Annotated in this window: 16 protein-coding genes; 3 read left to right on the top strand and 13 right to left on the bottom strand. The window is 64.9% G+C overall.

All coding sequences use genetic code 11. The features are described from left to right. The coding region (locus tag ABIB35_RS18475) for a sensor histidine kinase (protein ID WP_354183201.1) at positions 1 to 673 on the top strand (673 nt) is incomplete at its 5' end. 63 nt (positions 674 to 736) lie between these two features. On the opposite strand, the gene ABIB35_RS18470 is transcribed toward ABIB35_RS18475, so the two are convergent. From ABIB35_RS18470 to ABIB35_RS18450, 5 genes are all read right to left on the bottom strand, one after another. Beyond that, entirely contained in the window at positions 737 to 1,111 is a 375-nt protein-coding gene (locus ABIB35_RS18470; protein WP_354183200.1) for a hypothetical protein, read from the bottom strand. Between the two features lie 49 nt (positions 1,112 to 1,160). Further along, on the bottom strand, positions 1,161 to 1,931 hold the full coding sequence (gene hisF, locus ABIB35_RS18465; RefSeq protein WP_354183199.1) for an imidazole glycerol phosphate synthase subunit HisF: 771 nt from the start codon (positions 1,929 to 1,931) through the stop codon (positions 1,161 to 1,163). 12 nt (positions 1,932 to 1,943) lie between these two features. Beyond that, the gene (hisG, locus tag ABIB35_RS18460; protein ID WP_354183198.1) at positions 1,944 to 2,786 is read right to left on the bottom strand and encodes an ATP phosphoribosyltransferase; all 843 of its coding nucleotides are present in this window, start codon (positions 2,784 to 2,786) and stop codon (positions 1,944 to 1,946) included. A gap of 78 nt (positions 2,787 to 2,864) precedes the next feature. After that, positions 2,865 to 3,128, bottom strand: a complete 264-nt coding sequence (locus tag ABIB35_RS18455) for a phosphoribosyl-ATP diphosphatase (RefSeq protein WP_146362223.1) — start codon at positions 3,126 to 3,128, stop codon at positions 2,865 to 2,867. 233 nt (positions 3,129 to 3,361) lie between these two features. Further along, a complete protein-coding gene (locus ABIB35_RS18450; RefSeq protein WP_354183197.1) occupies positions 3,362 to 4,474 on the bottom strand; it encodes a hypothetical protein in 1,113 nt (370 codons plus the stop codon). Positions 4,475 to 4,728: 254 nt separating this feature from the next. Here ABIB35_RS18450 and ABIB35_RS18445 point away from each other — a divergent pair, with 254 nt between their 5' ends. Continuing rightward, complete coding sequence (locus tag ABIB35_RS18445; protein ID WP_354183196.1) at positions 4,729 to 5,007, top strand: hypothetical protein; 279 nt, start codon at positions 4,729 to 4,731, stop codon at positions 5,005 to 5,007. A 425-nt stretch (positions 5,008 to 5,432) separates the two neighbouring features. On the opposite strand, the gene ABIB35_RS18440 is transcribed toward ABIB35_RS18445, so the two are convergent. From ABIB35_RS18440 to ABIB35_RS18420, 5 genes are all read right to left on the bottom strand, one after another. After that, on the bottom strand, positions 5,433 to 6,635 hold the full coding sequence (locus ABIB35_RS18440; RefSeq protein WP_354183195.1) for an ROK family transcriptional regulator: 1,203 nt from the start codon (positions 6,633 to 6,635) through the stop codon (positions 5,433 to 5,435). Positions 6,636 to 6,716: 81 nt separating this feature from the next. Next, positions 6,717 to 9,749 (bottom strand): alpha-mannosidase, encoded by a 3,033-nt coding sequence (locus ABIB35_RS18435; RefSeq protein WP_354183194.1) that lies wholly within the window; start codon positions 9,747 to 9,749, stop codon positions 6,717 to 6,719. Positions 9,750 to 9,807: 58 nt separating this feature from the next. Then, a complete protein-coding gene (locus tag ABIB35_RS18430) occupies positions 9,808 to 10,650 on the bottom strand; it encodes a carbohydrate ABC transporter permease (protein ID WP_354183193.1) in 843 nt (280 codons plus the stop codon). After that, entirely contained in the window at positions 10,647 to 11,603 is a 957-nt protein-coding gene (locus ABIB35_RS18425) for a carbohydrate ABC transporter permease (protein WP_354183192.1), read from the bottom strand. Before ABIB35_RS18425 ends, ABIB35_RS18430 begins: the two co-directional genes overlap by 4 nt. Then, the gene (locus tag ABIB35_RS18420) at positions 11,600 to 12,967 is read right to left on the bottom strand and encodes an extracellular solute-binding protein (RefSeq protein WP_354183191.1); all 1,368 of its coding nucleotides are present in this window, start codon (positions 12,965 to 12,967) and stop codon (positions 11,600 to 11,602) included. The genes ABIB35_RS18425 and ABIB35_RS18420 overlap by 4 nt, the downstream gene beginning before the upstream one ends. A gap of 226 nt (positions 12,968 to 13,193) precedes the next feature. On the opposite strand from ABIB35_RS18420, the gene ABIB35_RS18415 reads away from it, so the two are divergent. Then, positions 13,194 to 13,763, top strand: coding sequence for a hypothetical protein (locus ABIB35_RS18415; RefSeq protein ID WP_354183190.1), 570 nt, complete (start codon positions 13,194 to 13,196; stop codon positions 13,761 to 13,763). Positions 13,764 to 13,809: 46 nt separating this feature from the next. Here the strand turns inward: ABIB35_RS18415 and ABIB35_RS18410 are convergent, their stop codons facing one another. Genes ABIB35_RS18410 through ABIB35_RS18400 form a run of 3 tightly spaced genes read right to left on the bottom strand, consistent with a single transcriptional unit; the run spans position 13,810 to position 15,781 of the window. Then, the gene (locus ABIB35_RS18410; RefSeq protein ID WP_354183189.1) at positions 13,810 to 14,520 is read right to left on the bottom strand and encodes a hypothetical protein; all 711 of its coding nucleotides are present in this window, start codon (positions 14,518 to 14,520) and stop codon (positions 13,810 to 13,812) included. Further along, positions 14,517 to 15,422, bottom strand: coding sequence for an ABC transporter ATP-binding protein (locus ABIB35_RS18405; protein ID WP_354183188.1), 906 nt, complete (start codon positions 15,420 to 15,422; stop codon positions 14,517 to 14,519). The genes ABIB35_RS18410 and ABIB35_RS18405 overlap by 4 nt, the downstream gene beginning before the upstream one ends. After that, entirely contained in the window at positions 15,419 to 15,781 is a 363-nt protein-coding gene (locus tag ABIB35_RS18400) for a GntR family transcriptional regulator (protein WP_354183187.1), read from the bottom strand. The genes ABIB35_RS18405 and ABIB35_RS18400 overlap by 4 nt, the downstream gene beginning before the upstream one ends. Positions 15,782 to 16,284: the final 503 nt, after the last annotated feature.

Here is a 16,284-nt window from a genome sequence, read left to right as displayed (position 1 = left end):
GTGTCTGCGTGCCATGATTCGTGAATTTCCTCCTGTGTCCATTCTCGGACACAAAACTCACATAAACACCGGACTCCTACACGGGACCCCAACCAAGGGCATCCCGCCCGAGCGACGCCGGGAACTCGCCGACGCCGTCAACCGTGAGCTCGCGGAAATGCAGGGCATTGTCACGGACCTGGTAGATCTCGCCAGCGGCGAGGAACCGGTGGACGCGGCCGAAGCCATCGACGTCGTGCCCGTGGTCCGGGAGGCGATGACGGCCGCAGCCAGGCACTGGCCCGCAGTCGCCTTCACCCTGGGCGCCCCGCCCGACGACGAAGCCCGGGTTAGCATCGAGCGCAGCCGGCTGCTGCGGCTCGCAAGCGTTCTTCTGGACAATGCCGGCAAATACGGGTCCGCGACAGGCCAACCGGTAGTTGAGATCAGCATCGAGGCACGTGACGGACGGGTCCGCATGGTCGTCGCCGATCGAGGGCCCGGCATCCCGCCCGAAGATCTGCAGCGTGTCTTTGACCGCTTCTACCGCTCCCCTGCCTCCCGTCACATGGTGGGGTCGGGACTGGGACTGGCCATCGCGCACCAGATCGTCACCTCGTGCGGTGGAAAAATCCACGCGCAGGCCCGGCCCGGCGGCGGGACCGTGATTGTCGTGGAGCTTCCCGCCGCCTGATCCCCTCTGGCCCGGCAGTGGCTGCGCCCCGAAGCGCACAAAATCCGGGCAGATGATGCAGAGCTAGACATATGCGTAGGGGTCGCTCAGGGCAGAGACGACACAGGCGCCAACAAGGAGGACAGTGAGCAGGGAGAACACCACAAACGGCCACCACCTCCAGACCCACGTGCGTCCCTCTCGGAATCGGAGAGTGGCATACAGGGAGAAGCCGGCCCAGGGCAGAGAAATAAGCGCGAAGAGCATCAGCGCGATCTCAAAGCCCAATTCGTCGCAGCCTGAGCCGTAGCCGGTTTCCGGTGTGCACACCATCCGGGTGGGGTAATGCCCCAGATTCATCCCGAACCACAGGGCCGGCAACGCGCAGAGAGCCACTCCTGCCAGTATCAGCGCTGCTGCCCCCGCACTCAGCACCCGTGAGCCCGCGTATGTCCCCATGCGCCCACCCTAGCCGGAGGGGACGCTGCTTCCTTACGGGCCCGGCGCCCTAACGGACCGGGAACCCCGCGTCACGGATGGCGGCCTTGACCTTGGCGATCGCGTCGTCGGGCCCAAAGTGGAACACCGACGCGGCCAGCACCGCGTCAGCCCCGGCGACCACGGCCGGCGGGAAATGCTCGGGCGCCCCGGCACCGCCGGAGGCAATCAGCGGAACCTTGACGGCGGCCCGCACGGCCCGAATCATCTCAAGGTCGAAGCCCTCGCGGGTGCCGTCGGCGTCAATGGAGTTCAGCAGAATCTCCCCCACACCCCGGTCCGCTGCCTCGCGGGCCCAGGCGACGGCGTCGATCCCCGTCCCCCGGCGGCCGCCGTGGGTGGTGATTTCAAAGCCCGACGGCGTGGCGCCGTCGTGCGTGCGCCGTGCGTCCACGGAGAGCACCAGCACCTGCGAACCGAAGTGCCGGGTGATCTCGTTTATGACGTCCGGGCGGGCCACGGCAGCGGAGTTGATGGAGGCCTTGTCCGCGCCGGAACGCAGCAGCCTATCCACGTCCGCGATGCCGCGCACGCCCCCGCCCACGGTCAGCGGAATGAACACTTCCTCCGCCGTCCGGGACACGACGTCGAACACGTTCTCCCGCTCCCCTGAGGAGGCCGTCACATCCAGGAAGGTCAGTTCATCGGCGCCGGCGCGGTCATAGCGGTGCGCCAGCTCCACCGGGTCTCCGGCGTCGCGCAGGCCCTCGAAGTTGATGCCCTTGACCACGCGGCCGGCGTCGACGTCCAGGCAGGGAATGACTCGGATCGCAACACTCATGGCGGTTCTCCCCTAGATCCGGCAGGCGTGGATGGTGCTGACCAGGATGGCGCGGGCGCCCAGGTCGTAGAGCTCGTCCATGATCCGGTTGGTGTCCGACTTCTTGATCATGGAGCGCACTGCCACCCAGCCGCTGTCCTGCAGGGGCGAGACGGTGGGCGATTCCAGGCCCGGGGTCAAGGCTGCTGCCCGGTCCACGAGTTCGCGGCGCACGTCGTAGTCCATCATCACGTACTGGTGGGCCACCTGAACGCCGCGCAGGCGGCGGATCAGGACGTCGACGCCGGCCGGGTTTTCGCCGCGGCGGCCAATCAGGATGGCCTCGGACTTCAGGATCGGGTCGCCGAAGATTTCCATGCCGGCGGCACGCAGGGTGGTTCCGGTTTCGACGACGTCGGCAATCGCGTCCGCGACGCCGAGGCGCACCGAGGATTCCACGGCACCGTCGAGCCGGACCACAGAGGCGTTGATGCCGCGCTCGGCCAGGTAGTTGCGCAGCAGGCCGTCGTAGCTGGTGGCCAGGCGCTTGCCGTCAAGCTGTTCGACGGCGGTAAAGTCTCCTGCCGGACCGGCGAAGCGGAAGGTGGACTTGGCGAAGCCGAGGTTCATCAGCTCTTCGGCCTCCACCTCGGCGTCCAGGAACAGGTCGCGGCCGGTGATGCCGACGTCGAGCGTTCCCGCACCCACATACACGGCAATGTCGCGGGGACGGAGGAAGAAGAATTCAATCTCGTTGTCCGGGTCCACCAGGACCAGTTCGCGGCTGTCGCGGCGCTGGCGGTAGCCTGCTTCGGAGAGCATGGCGGAGGCGGATTCGGAGAGGGATCCCTTGTTGGGGACGGCTACACGGAGCATGGGAGGCATCTTTCGCTGGAAGTCACTGTTTGTGGGGTGAGGTTTGCCGGCGGGGCCACGCACTGGTTCAGCGCGTGGCTAGAGATGCTTGTAAACGTCCTGGAGGGTCAGGCCTTTGGCGAGCATCAGGACCTGGAGGTGGTAGAGCAGCTGGGAGATTTCTTCGGCGCATTCGGCATCAGATTCGTATTCGGCGGCCATCCACACTTCGGCGGCCTCCTCAACAACCTTCTTACCGATGCCATGCACGCCCGACTCGAATTCGGCCACGGTGCGTGACCCGGCGGGGCGGTCCTGAACTTTCCGGCTCAGCTCGGCAAAGAGGTCTTCGAAGGTTTTCACAGTGACAAGGGTACGCTGTGACGCGGTGTGTGACGGAATCTGGGTCGGGGTGTGACACGCCATCAATGCCGGTGGCGTCCAATAACTTCAGTAAATGCAGAGTCAGAGCTCCTCCTGCAGCTACAGGAGTGAACGTTTCACCAGGGTGCGGGGTGCCTCCTACTCGTTGCGAATTGCCTGGTATAGACGCTCTGCGGCTCAGTGTCGGGGAGGCCGGACCCCGTTAGTCCGCTCTAGCCCTCTAATACCAACAAGATCGCCGCAATCACATCGCCCGGGGCCGTCCGCGCAGCACCGTCGATGCTCACCAGACGGCGGCAGCCATCGAGCTCCACAGCTAGGGGCGCCCCGGCGTCCTCTCCCTGGGCCACCGGCCACAGCACCACAAACCCGGATGCCGCCAGGCTGCAGGCCGCCGCAGACGGACCGGCGGCAGCCTCAGCCAGGACAGCGTCCTTGGCTGCGCCTCCCAGCTCCCCTCCCCGGACAAAGGTTCCCGCAACGATTTCGGCGTCGTTAGCCCAAGCGTCCGACGGGGTATCGGCGGGAGGCCCCTCCGACACACCTGGGGCTGGCACCGGCGTCGTCCGGTACTGGCAGATCCTCAAGGCCTCAACGTCATCAGGATTGGCCAGGAGACCAGGTGACGCTGGCACCGCCACCCCATTTTCTGCACCTGGCACGTCCCCGGATTCCCCGGGTGCAAGCACGCTGGCTCTCGACGTCGTACTGAGGTGCCATTCGGCAGGACAGCCGACGTCCAGGGCGGCTCTGGGCTGGATCAGAGCCACCTGGTGCCGGCTCGATTCGACCACGTCCATTTCCGCGAGCACCTCATGCACTCCGGGTTTGGTCTTGCCGCACGAATCCGTGGGCCAGGCCGCGCGCATGGCCGTCCCGCTTGCATCCAGCAGCCAGAGGTCGGGCACCAGTTCGGCGTCGGCCGTGCAGGCCTCGTTTTCGCGCAGTCCGTCGCTGGGCTGTGCCAGCGCCTCCACCAGTGCGTCCATGTCTCCGGCCAGGTGCTCCTGCCTGACCGTCGACCATAGCCCCGCCGAATCTTCGACTGTTTCCAGCGTGGCTGAGCATCGGATGACTTCAGCGGGTAGAAAGCCTGCCGGCACTGAACCGGCCGCCGGCGGCTGGGCCGCCGTCGTCGGCTGGGTTCCCGCATCGAGGATGGGCTGCGCGGTTGTGCAGTCAACGGCGGCAGCCAGCTCGGCGTCGGAGCGTGGTTGATCCCCCGTCGATTGCCCGCAGGCGGCCATGGTGCCCGCCACAAGCAGGGCGGCCACGCCGGCGGAGAGACCGCGCCGTCGGCCTCGATGCCGCAGCTTTTGTGTCAAAGTCCCCCGCTCCCCTCGCAGTTGGTGCCGTGAGCTTAGCAAACCTGCGCGGGAGTGGCGGTCGGCTAGAAGTATTCGTCGGGGTTGAGCAGCCCGGACATTGTGGCGGCGCGCTGACCGAGATGCCGGCCCACGGAAGGAAGACGAGCGCGAACAGAAACAGCGCAATTTCCATTCCGCCCTCGTAGCAACCCGAGCCATACCCGGTTCCCGGCGTGCACACCATCCGGCTTGGGTAGTAGCCCAGATGTCCGATGCTGGCTTTCTTTCCTGCGGAGTATCTGCTGCTGTACGTCGGATCTCATCCTGAGGCGGCTGTCGCAGAAGCCCTGGGGCGGTTCCCGGTCTGGTGTCAGTTCGCCCTTGTAGAGGATCGTTTCGGCTGCAGGCCTGCCTTCCACAAGAACCAGATTCGTGATCCGGGGAAGGGTGAACCCGCTGAGGGCCTGGCCGGCCGTTCCGGCCAGGGTAAGTACCGCACCGCAGATACCGACGATCCACACGGAGCCCGCAGTGAACAGGACGGCGAGTAATAGGGATGCTCATGAGTAGGACGCCGGATCATTGACCTCGCCCATGTTGTGCCGAAGGTACGCGGGAGCCCGTCAATCAAGAATGGCTTCGGTCATCCGGATATCGCTGGAGGCTGCAGGAACGTTGTGCATGCGCAGAAGTCCGGCGCCTTGAAGATACTGGCCACGGCCGCCGCCAGAGAGCCTTCCACCCGGGCCGGTTTTGGCGCGTCCAGGGTTTCGCAGCCGTTGGGATACCGCCCTTGATTATCGAGGGTGGGCATCCTGCAGCGGGCGCTGGCGCGTGATCGGCTGCGTGAATACGAGGCAAAGATTGCCGCGGCTGAACGCACGCATCCGGAAAAGGTCCGGATAAACCCGAAGGTGGCCCAGCGTCTTGGGGGTGGCATCCGCCTTCATGGCGCTCGGCCGGCCTAGCGGCGGGCTCAGCGCTGAAGCAGCAGCTGCCGGGTGTCCGGGGAGATGGCGCCCTCGAAGACGCTACAGGCAGCACCGATGGCGCCAACATCCGTACCGAACGCGGTGCCCTCCACCCGGGGGCCCGCCGCATGCGGAGCAACGGTCAGTTTCCGCAGGGCATCGGGTACCAGGGCGAGGTAGGCCTCGGAGAGCATCGGCCAGTACGGGCCGCCGAAAATCACCCGGTCAAAGTCCAGCGCATTTGTCAGCACGGAGACCGCCTTGGCCAGACGGATGGCGGAGCGGTCGATGATGCTTCCGGCGCTCGAATCACCGTTCCGGGCCATCGCGCAGAGCTCCAGGAACGCGGCCTCGACCGCCATCGGGTCCTCCCGATCCACCGGCTGCGGCAGGACGCCGGAATTAACCGCCTCCACCACCAGGTTCTGCGGCATGCACGTCACCGCCACGCAGCCGCGCAGTCCACAGAAGCACTCCGGGCCCTCCGGATCGACGACAATGTGGCCCACCTCGCCCGCATTCTGGCTCACTCCCCGCAGCACAACACCGCCGGACACCAGGCCCATGCCGATCCCGGTGCCGATGTACACAAAAATGAAATTCTCCGGCGATTCGCTGTGGCTCCCCCAGATTTCAGCGACCGCTGTGGCCGCCACGTCCTTCTCCAGCAGCACCGGAAACCCCGTGGCCTCGCTCAGGGCTTCCCGCAGCGGGACGCGCTGCCATCCCAGCAGGTACGGCGGATCCACGACAATGCCGTGCGCGGAGTCGATCGGCCCCGGAGACGCGATGCCGACCCCCAGCACCCGGGCGGCGTCCACTCCCGCCTCTGCGAGCAGGTCCGTCACAGCCTCCACCATCAGCCGGATAACGACGTCGGAGTGCATCAGCCGCGGCATCCGCCGGGTAGAGCGGGAGACCACATGGCCGCTGAGGTCCAGGATCACCACGGTGATAACCGCCGGGTCCAGGTGGACGCCCACGGCGTAGCGGGCCGAGGGGTTCAGGGTCAGCAGCGTGCGCGGCTTGCCCGGGCCCAGCTGGACCTTCCCGGACTCGAGGATGAGTTCCTGTTCCAGCAGGCGGCGGGCAATGTTGCTGAGGGTCTGTGCCGACAACCCGGAGATTTCGGCCAGTTCCACTCGGCTGAGACCTTGGGGCGCGCGGCGGATGGCGTCCAGGACCACCGTCTGGTTGAAGGTCCCCATCCGGGGAAGGTTGGTTCCCCGACGGCGGATTGGTTCCGGTGCAGCGCTCAGGGCAGAACCTCCGTCTTGACGTGGCCGGGCTCACCGATCGGTGACAACAAATCTTAGCGTGATGAGCTGGAACGGCCGAAGCACAAGCCTCACCTCGTTCCCGTCCCGCTGCAGAACCGCTGCATCGGGCAACCTGCGTTCCAGCAGATCGGTTTCCACGACGTCGGCGTGCCCGAAGTCCGCGGTCAGCGTCCCCCTGGCTCTTGTTCCGTGGGCCTCGTAGAGGCGTACCACCACGTCGCCGGATCCGTCCTCGGCCAGCTTCACGGCCTCGACCACGAGGGCAGGATTGCCCACCCGGATCAGCGGCTCCAGCTCGGTGCGGGCCACCCCGTCAACGGACCGCAGGGGAAGGTTCAGCCGGTAGCCTTCGGCAACGGCATCGGGGATTCCCGCGCCCAGAACCAAGGAGGTGACCATCCGGTGCTGGCCCTGATCGGCCGCCGGGTCCGGAAAGGTGGGCGCCCGCAGGAGCGACTGCCGCACAGTGGTGGTGCTGGCACGCCCGGAGTGCGCCGAGCGGGTGATGTCATGCCCGTAGGTTGAATCGTTGGCGACGGCCACCCCGTAGCCGGGCTCGCCCACATGGACCCAGCGGTGCGCCACGGTCTCGAAGCGGGCGGCGTCCCAGGAAGTGTTCGCGTGCGTGGGCCGGTGGATGTGCCCAAACTGGATTTCCGACGTCGCCCGCTCAGCGTGCAGGTCCAGGGGGAAGGCTAGTTTGAGCAGTTTCTTTTGCTCGTGCCAGTCCACGTCGGTGCTGATCTCCAGCCGGGGCTCGCTGCCGTCCAGGGAAAGGTGCTGGACCACGTGTGAGGAGCCGAAGGACCGCTCGATCCGCAGGGCCGGCCCCGCCGGGCCGTCCACGATCTCCACCGCTGACGCTTGCACGAGGTCCTGGGTGTTGCGCCGGTAGTGCTCATCAATATCCCAGGCGTCCCACTGGGTGGGGGTGTCCCGGTGCAGCTGCAGCAGATTGGCAGCGGCGCCGGACGGAACAAGCTCCCGCTCCGCAGCCAGGTCGTACATGGAACGGATCAATCCTGCCCCATCTATCTGGACGCGAAGGCAGGCGTTTTCCAGGGCAAAGCCGTCCTCGACGCGGAACACCCTGCTGCCGGCGGGGGCGGATCCGGTGCCGGCGGCCAGCGCCGGCACCCCGGCCACCGGATACGGTGATGCGTTGAGCACCGCCGACGCCGGGCCGGAGCCCAGGAGGGCATGGGCTGCAGAATCAATCAGTGATGCGAGCGCTGCGGCAACCTCCGCGTAGTTGCGTTCGGCTTCCTGATAAACCCAGGCGATCGACGTTCCGGGCAGGATGTCATGGAACTGCTGCAAAAGCACCGTCTCCCACGCCTGCCTCAATTCCTCGGCGGGGTAGGGAGCCCTGGTCCGCACCGTTGCCGTGGCCGCCCACAGCTCCGCCTCGCGGAGCAGGTGTTCGGAGCGCCGGTTGCCGCGCTTGGTCCGGGCCTGGGAGGTGTAGGTGCCGCGGTGGAATTCCAGGTACAGCTCCCCGGACCACACCGGAGGCTCCGGGTACTCCGCCTCTGCGGCTTCAAAGAAGGCGCGCGGGCCGGACAGTTCCACGGTGGGCGATCCTTCCAGAGACCGGGTACGGCGCGCGGCAGCGATCATTTCCCGGGTGGGTCCGCCGCCGCCGTCGCCGTGGCCGAACGGAACCATCGACGTCGTGCCTATTCCTTTTTCCGCATACTGCCGCTCAGCCCGGGCGAGCTCTGCTGCACTAAGGTCCGAGTTATAGGTGTCCACCGGCGGGAAATGGGTGAAGATCCGTGTCCCGTCGATGCCCTCCCATCGGAAGGTGTGGTGCGGCATGGTATTCGTTTCGTTCCAGGAAATTTTTTGGGTCAGGAACCAGCGGGCGCCGGCGGCCTCCATGATCTGCGGCAGCGCGGCGGAATAGCCGAAGGAATCCGGCAGCCACACTTCCTCGCAGTCGATCCCGAACTCACGCAGGAAAAAGCTCTTGCCCGCCACGAACTGCCGGGCCAGCGCTTCCCCGCCCGGCAGGTTGGTATCGGACTCAACCCACATCCCGCCCACCGGCACAAAATTCCCGGCGGCCACCTTGGCCTTCACGCGTTCGAAAAGCTCCGGATAGGACTGCTTGAGCCAAGCGTACTGCTGGGCCGAGGAGGCGGCGAACACAAAGTCGGGGTGCTCGTCGATCAGATCGCACACGTTGGAAAAGGTGCGGGCCACCTTACGGACGGTCTCCCGGGTGGGCCAGAGCCAGGCTGAATCAATGTGGGCATGCCCCACGGCGTGCAGATGGTGCGCACTCGCGTTGGCGGGTTTGGCCAGTACCGGTGCCAGGACAGAGCGGCCGACGGCGGCTGTTCCGGATGCGTTCTCCGGATCCATGGCGTCCACCATCCGGTCCAGGGCACGTAGGATTTCGGCACGGCGCTGCGACGAGGCGGGCAGCTCCCCCAGCAGGCCCATGAGCGCGCTTATGTCCTGTTGAAGTTCCCACACCGGCACGTCCAGCAGCCCCACGTCGATCTGCGCGAGGCGGTAAAGCCGGGCGTCTCCGGCGGTCGCCTTGTCGCCGTAGGGGGTGGGGATGAACAGGAAGTCCTGGGCGACATTGGGATTAGCGGCTGCCTCTATATAGAGGTCGATACCGCAGCCGAAGCCAACATCCAGCCGGACTCCGCGGTTGAGCGGCTCGATGCCCTTGATGATGGACCCGGCGCCGGAATAGACCGTTCCCTCCGCCTGGAAGCCAGGCTGCGCGCCGGTGAACCCCAGATCAACAACGAGCTCCACCTGCACGTCCTGCTCCTGCGCCCAGGCCGCCGGGACCTTTCCTTCGGCATGGAACCATACGGTGCCCCACGGCTTCCCCCACGCCATCCCGTGTTCGGCAGGCAGGTACTGCTCCCCCACCGCGGCACTGAACGGGACCGGTTCATCCGGAACCTCCCAAAAGGACAGTTCAAGCGGCTCGGACGCACGGTAGAGGGACGGTGTCAGCCGCTCCCCCAGGAACCGCCGGACGCGGGCTTCAACAAGGGCCGAGTTGTAGTGCATGGGATCTGCCTTTCAGGAGACTGGACATGCGGGGCGCAGGCGGCGGAGGGTCAGCCCGTCAACCCTTGAGCGCGCCGGCGGTGGCAAAGGATCCGCCGATTCCCTTGGTGACGAGGACGTAGAGGACAATCACCGGGATTGAATACAGGAGCGAGAAGGCGGCCAGCTGGCCGTAGGCAACGCTCCCGTACTGCCCGAAAAAGTTGAATACCGTCACCGCGGCGGGCTGCTTGTGGCTGGACAGCAGCAGGATGAAGGGAATGAAGAAGTTTCCCCAGGCCTGGATAAAGACGAAGATGAACACCACTGCCAGCCCCGGGCGCATGAGCGGAACCACCACCGTCCGCAGCGCTTTCATGGCACTGGCGCCGTCAATCCATGCCGCTTCCTCCAGACTGACGGGCACCGAATCCATGAAGTTCTTCGTCATCCAGATGGCCATGGGAAGCGAGGTGGCGGCCATGAAAAGCGCCACCGCGGGCACGCTGTCGAGCTGACCCAGCCGGACGAACATGCTGTAAACCGGCACCATCATGGCGGTGATGGGCAGGCCCGTTCCGAACAGCACCGCGTATAGGAAGGGCTTGTTGTAGCGGGCCTGGTACCGGGACAGCGGATAGGCGGCGAGCACCGCGGCCACCACGGTGATGACGGCGCAGCCGGCCGAGAGCAGGAAACTGTTCCACAGCGGCCACAGGGTCTGCCCGGGCGTCAGCACCGCGGAAAAGTTTGCCAGCGAGAAGGACTCCGGCATCCCGAGGGAGGCGGTGGCCCCGGTATCGAGGGACGCCAGGACCAGCCAGGCAAGCGGCAGCAGGAAACAGGCGGCGACGGCAAGCAGCACCGCGGAGGCCAGAGCCTTGGACACATTCCGCCGGGGCGAGGCGATACTCGAGCTCATGAGGTTCCCCCCGGCTTCAGTACGCGGATATAGAGGAAGGAGAAGACGGCGCCCAGGAGCAGCATGACGGTGGCGATCGCCGTCCCGTACCCGATCTTGCCGAGGCCAAACGCTTCGGCGTAGGCAAACAGCGGCAGGGTGCTGCTGCGCTGGTTCGGCCCCCCGCTGGTCATAACGAAGATCAGCGTAAAAACCGAAAGCGTCTGCAGCGTGATCAGCATCAGGTTCGTGGAGATGCTGTTGCGGATCATCGGAAGGGTCACGTATATCAGCCGTTTCCAGCCGCCGGCGCCGTCGATCACCGCCGCTTCAGTGATTTCGGGTGCCACGTCATTCAGGGCCGCCTCGTAGATCATCATGGAGAAGGCCGTGCCCCGCCAAATGTTCGCCAGGATCACGGCGGCCAGCGGGTAGGCGAAGAGCCATTCCACCGGCGCGAATCCCATGAGGCGGGTCAGGGCGTTGAGGGTGCCGTCGCGGCTGAAGAAGGCATAGCAGGCAAACGCGGCGACAATCTCCGGCAGCACCCAGGCGGTGACCACCGTGGTGGCGACAATTGAGCGGACGATCTTGGGGGCGTTCGCGGTCATCAGCGCGATGCCCAGTCCGAGGAAGTTCTGGCCAATGACGGCGGAAACGATGAGGAAAACCACGGTCAGCCAGAGCGCGTTCGGGAAGTCCGGATCCGTCAGCAGGGCCACGTAGTTATCGATGCCGATGAAGCGCGGCGCCGAGGCCGCGGTGCCGGAGAGCGCCGCGTTGGTAAACGAGCCCCAGATGGACCACAGCACCGGGCCGAGCATAAACAGCAGGAGCAGGACGACGGCGGGCGCCAGCGGCAGAGCGCGCCGTACCGCCCGGCCGCGCGGCGCCTTTCGCCCAGGAGGAACGGCGGACTGCAGGGTGGGTGCCGGCCGCCGTCCCTCCACAGGATGGGTGGGTGTAGCTGTCATTCCTGGCTGACGTTCTCTTCGCCCACCAGGGAAATCAGCGCTTCGTCATAGGCAGCGGCAGCGTCGTCAACCGACTTTTCCCCGGTCATAACCGCTTCCATAGCCTGCTGGATGTTGCCGGAGATCTCCGCATAGTCCGACGTCGTGGGCCGGTAATGGGTTACCTCCACCAGATCACTGAAGAAGCCGCTGACCGGACTGGATTCGGTAAATTCGGGATCCTCGGCCACGTCGCTGCGCACCGGGACCTGGGAGGCATTGACGTTGTAGGACAGGCTGTTGTCCTTGTTCAGTGCGGTGCTGATGAAGTCGAAGGCGGCATCCGGGTTCTTGGTTCCTGCGCCGACCGCAAGGGTCCAGCCGCCGGACATGCTCGTGGCCCCGGGCGCACTGCCGTCCTGGGTGGGCATGGGCGTCACGGCCATCACTTCGGACCATTCCGGCCACGGTGTGGGGCCGTCTGCCAACCAGTTTCCGGCAATCCAGGAGCCGTCGATGGACGCTCCGACTTTATTGTCCGGATACCATTCACCGTTGAGTTGCTGGTAATAGTTTGAATCCAGGGCAGTCGCGACGTCGGGCCCAAGACCGCCCACGTAGACGTCGGAGACAAACTGCAGGGAGTCCTTGAACCCCTGCGATCCCACAATCCACTTACCCTCGTCCGTGTCGTAAAGGGTGTCGTCGGTCCCGTATAGGAGCATTTCAAAGCCCTGCATGGAGGAGGCCTCACCCATGCCGGTTCCGGAGTAAATATTGAAGGGTACGGCCTCGGGTTCAGCCGCCTTCACTGCTTTCGCTGCGCTGAGAATGTCCTCCCAGGTTGTGGGTTCCCACGGGACGGGAAGCCCTGCCTGTTCAAAGACGGCCTTGTTGTACCAAAGTGCACGGGTATCGGTTCCCATGGGGACCGCATAGGTTTTGCCATCCGATCCCACGCCGGCCTGCTTGGCGCTGTCGATGAATCCCGTGTCCCAGTCCTCCCACTCAGCCAGATAATCATCCAGTGCCAGCAGGTAGCCGGCCTCTGCGTCCGGTCGAACCCGGAAACTGTCCTCGTAGAAGACGTCCGGGGCGGTGTCAGGGGAACGCTGCATCAGGGCCAGCTTGGTGGCGTAATCGTTTTCCTCGGCTTCGATTGCCTGCAGGTTGACGGTGACGTCGGGGTTGTCCGCTTCGTAATCCTCCTTGGCCTGCTGCAGCAGGGACTCGACCTGCGTGTAGGTGGCGGTCTTCTGGTACGCGACGGTGATGGATTCCCCGTCTGCGTTTTCCCCTCCTCCGCTTCCCTCCGGTGCGCAGCCAATCGCTCCGAGGGTAAGGATGAGGGTGGTGGGCACTGCCAACAAGATGGACCTTCGCATGGTGCTCCTTTGCTCCATTCGGGGACCCACTATGCCTGCGGGACCGCGTTCCAAGAGAGCGGCACCGGAAGGGTGGGAAACGACGTCGGACTAACATGACTGACGTTTCGCATAAGTAAAGCGAGTTGACTAACTCATGTCAACGGTTTATCCGCTCCTTCCAGCGATACCTGATACGGTTTTTCTGCCTGATTTCACCACGGCGCACGGAAGGAAGAGAGCCACAGTGACCCGCAACTCCGCACCGTCCCAGCCTTCCGAGACGACGCCGATCCCCAATCCCGCGCGGAAGCTCACCGTGTGGGAGGACGGTGTTCAGCTGGACTTCACCTTTGACGACTGCATGAAGTACCACGGCCCCGGCTTCCCCGGCGGTGTGGCCCACGCTTTCGCGGCGCTCGGCCGGGCCCTGCCGGAGCTCGCCGCCCGCGCCCCGGACGGACGTGTGGAGCGACGCAACATCCGGATCCGCACCCCCTTCGGCGGTCCCGGCGCCCGTGACGCCTTTGAACTGGTGACCCGTGCAGTCACCGGCGACCGTTATGCCGTGCTGCCCGAGCTCGCCCGCCCCGAGCGCGGCAACACCCTGGCCCGCTACGTGTTCGAGCTGAGCACCGGCGACGCGACCGTCACCTGCGTGCTCCACGACGACGGCATCGTTGCCGACGAGTTCATCGAGCTGACAGCGAAACCGGACAAAACCGCCGTCGAGCTGGCCCATCTGGAGGTTCTCAAGGTTCAGATGCGCGACCGTATCCTGGAACGCGATCCGGCCCTGGTGTACGACGTGGAATAGCCCCTTGCCGCAGCGCAGTGCTGTCCTGCAGATTTCATCGTGCCGGTCAGCGCACCGCGGCCGGGCGCAGCAGCAGCCAGGTTCCGGTGGCGGAAAGCAGCACCGCACCGATGGCTGCGATCATGAGCCACCAGAGGTGAAAGGCGGCGGCAATGGCGGCCGTCTGGGGCACGAGGATGATTGCCGCCACGGCCAGAACAAGGACGACGCCGCCTGCGATGAGTTGGGGGCCCAGGGCACCGAAGCGGACCCACGCAGCGGCGAAGACCCCGCCGACAGTGAGGGTGGCAAGCACCCCGAAGAAGACGATCGGCAGCAGGCGCAGTGTGTCGCCGCCTCCCAAGACGTAGATGTCAAAGATATAAAACCCGGTGAACCAGTGGTTTGTGGCGATCTCGATGGCAGTGAGCGCGGCCAGGATCAGGGCGACGTAGGCCGCGGTGATCGCGTTCCAGATGAGCGTGCCGGCTACGAAAGCCCGCCGGGTTGCTCCGAGAGCCAACGCAAACGGAAACGTTGCCCCCACGCTCGCAACACCGAGGTAGCCGAAGAAGCCCACCAGGGCGTAGACAATTCCCGGATTGCTTTGGGATCCCTGGATCCATCCCGCAGTCCCCGGCTGGCTGCCGGAGCGCCAGAAGATCAGCGCAATGAGTACGGAGATGACAGCGACTAAACCAGTAATGGCGAGTGGTACAAGGAAGGTTTCTGACCGCCGGTTGAGGTGCAGTTTGACGGTCGAGACGACGACACTCATGCTCGGACCCCTTTCGTGATGGGTGTGGGTTCCGGTGCCTCTGCTCCGAATCCTGCGACGAGTTCCGGGAGGGTTGCCGGTGAGAGGGACGCTCCGAGCGTGCGCGCCTGAGCCCGGAGGTCGTCGTCGGCTGTTCCGCTGACGGTGGATGACTTTAGGGTGCCGACCGCGTGGGAGAGCAGGACCGTCCTACCCTCCGAGAGCCGATCCACAGCGTCCGCGGGACCACTGACAGTGAAAGCAAGGCTGGACGTTTCTTCGCTGACACAATCGACGCGCACCCGGCCGCGGTCAACGATCACCACACGGTCAAAGAGGGCCTCGGATTCCTCGATGAGGTGGGTGGAGAGGACCACTGTACGGGGGTGTTCCGTGTAATCACGGAGGAGCATGGTGTGAAAGAGCGCCCGCGCAGTCACATCCAGGCCGAGGTAGGGCTCGTCCAGCAGTGTGAGTGGCGCCCGGGAGGCGAGGGCCAGAACAATGGCGACGGAGGAAAGCTGCCCCCGGGAGAATTTCTTGATGGGGGTTCTGTCCGGGATGCGGAATCCGTCCACCAGTTCAGCGGCAACGTCGGCGTTCCAGTTCGGCGCGAACTCGGGGGCGATCCGCAGCACATGCTGCAGCCGGTAACCGTCGGGATACCGTTGGTTATCGCGGATGAAACTGATCCGGGACAGGGCCGCCTCGTTTTCAAACGGATTCTCCCCGAACACTTTTACGGTGCCTGAGCTGGGCCGGTCCTGGCCGGCGAGGATCGACATGATGGTTGTTTTACCGGCGCCGTTTCGGCCCAGGAGCCCGCAGATGGCACCCTCCGGTACGGTGAGCGTGACGTCGTCCAACGCCGTCGCGCTTCTGAAGACGCGGCTCATGGAGCGAATGTCGATTGCGGTAGTCATGCCGGTTCCTGTTCGTCGTCGATCATCGAATGCAGTTCGGCGGCCGGGATGTTCAGGACCGCGGCTTCTTGGAGAAGCGGCTGCAGGTACTGTTTGCGGAACTCATCGCGCCGCTGCGTCAGGAGGACTTTCCGCGCTTCGGTGGCGACAAACATTCCAATGCCCCTTTTTTTGTAGAGCACACCCAAGTCCACGAGCATGTTCACACCCTTGCTGGCGGTAGCGGGATTCATCTGATGAAACACTGCGAAGTCAGTGGCGGAGGGCACTGCGGTCTCTTCGGGATAGATTCCCGCCACGATGTCGTCCGCGATTTTCGCAGCGAGCTGCTGGAAGATCGGACCCTCTCCTGTGAACATGATCACACCCTAGTCCATTAGTGGACTAATGGACATAGGTACCTGGAAGCGCCCTAAAGAGCAGCCGTGTCGAGATTTCCGCCGCTGCTTCGCCCCCGGAGTGAATGCAGCCACACCGGCTGTGTCGCAGGAGCACTGATTCGCAGGCAACCAAGGAGATCGTCATGGCCAAGTACCTATTGCTCAAGCATTACCGCGGCGCACCGAAAGTCCTGAAAAATACCTGAGGTGTAACCGAAGAAACCGCGACTGTTTTGGGCAGGCGCATCCGGTTTGGGATTCTACTGCCGGTGCGGACCGGCAGCGATTTCCCAAAAGGTGCGCCGAAGCCCAAAGTGGCAGCGGATCCGAGGCCGGGGTTGCCCAAAGGGTGCGCGGAAGCCCAAAGTGGTAGGACTTTGCTCAGCGGAAGAAACCGCGACTGTTTTGGGCAGGCGCATCCGGTTTGGGATTCTACTGCCGGTGCGGACCGGCAGCGATTTCCCAAAAGGTGCGCGGAAGCC

Origin of the sequence: Arthrobacter sp. UYP6 (assembly GCF_040547315.1) — a bacterium.
In the GTDB taxonomy this organism is placed as follows: domain Bacteria; phylum Actinomycetota; class Actinomycetes; order Actinomycetales; family Micrococcaceae; genus Arthrobacter_B.
This window is presented reverse-complemented; position numbering and strand designations above follow the sequence as displayed.

What these genes read in the sequence shown, in the direction of transcription:
- ABIB35_RS18400 (WP_354183187.1), bottom strand. Translation starts at nt 15,781, where the DNA reads ATGTTCACAGGAGAGGGTCCGATCTTCCAGCAGCTCGCTGCGAAAATC.
- ABIB35_RS18430 (WP_354183193.1), bottom strand. Translation starts at nt 10,650, where the DNA reads ATGAGCTCGAGTATCGCCTCGCCCCGGCGGAATGTGTCCAAGGCTCTG.
- ABIB35_RS18410 (WP_354183189.1), bottom strand. Translation starts at nt 14,520, where the DNA reads ATGAGTGTCGTCGTCTCGACCGTCAAACTGCACCTCAACCGGCGGTCA.
- ABIB35_RS18425 (WP_354183192.1), bottom strand. Translation starts at nt 11,603, where the DNA reads ATGACAGCTACACCCACCCATCCTGTGGAGGGACGGCGGCCGGCACCC.
- hisG (WP_354183198.1), bottom strand. Translation starts at nt 2,786, where the DNA reads ATGCTCCGTGTAGCCGTCCCCAACAAGGGATCCCTCTCCGAATCCGCC.
- ABIB35_RS18435 (WP_354183194.1), bottom strand. Translation starts at nt 9,749, where the DNA reads ATGCACTACAACTCGGCCCTTGTTGAAGCCCGCGTCCGGCGGTTCCTG.
- ABIB35_RS18470 (WP_354183200.1), bottom strand. Translation starts at nt 1,111, where the DNA reads ATGGGGACATACGCGGGCTCACGGGTGCTGAGTGCGGGGGCAGCAGCG.
- hisF (WP_354183199.1), bottom strand. Translation starts at nt 1,931, where the DNA reads ATGAGTGTTGCGATCCGAGTCATTCCCTGCCTGGACGTCGACGCCGGC.
- ABIB35_RS18440 (WP_354183195.1), bottom strand. Translation starts at nt 6,635, where the DNA reads ATGGGGACCTTCAACCAGACGGTGGTCCTGGACGCCATCCGCCGCGCG.
- ABIB35_RS18445 (WP_354183196.1), top strand. Translation starts at nt 4,729, where the DNA reads ATGCTGGCTTTCTTTCCTGCGGAGTATCTGCTGCTGTACGTCGGATCT.
- ABIB35_RS18405 (WP_354183188.1), bottom strand. Translation starts at nt 15,422, where the DNA reads ATGACTACCGCAATCGACATTCGCTCCATGAGCCGCGTCTTCAGAAGC.
- ABIB35_RS18420 (WP_354183191.1), bottom strand. Translation starts at nt 12,967, where the DNA reads ATGCGAAGGTCCATCTTGTTGGCAGTGCCCACCACCCTCATCCTTACC.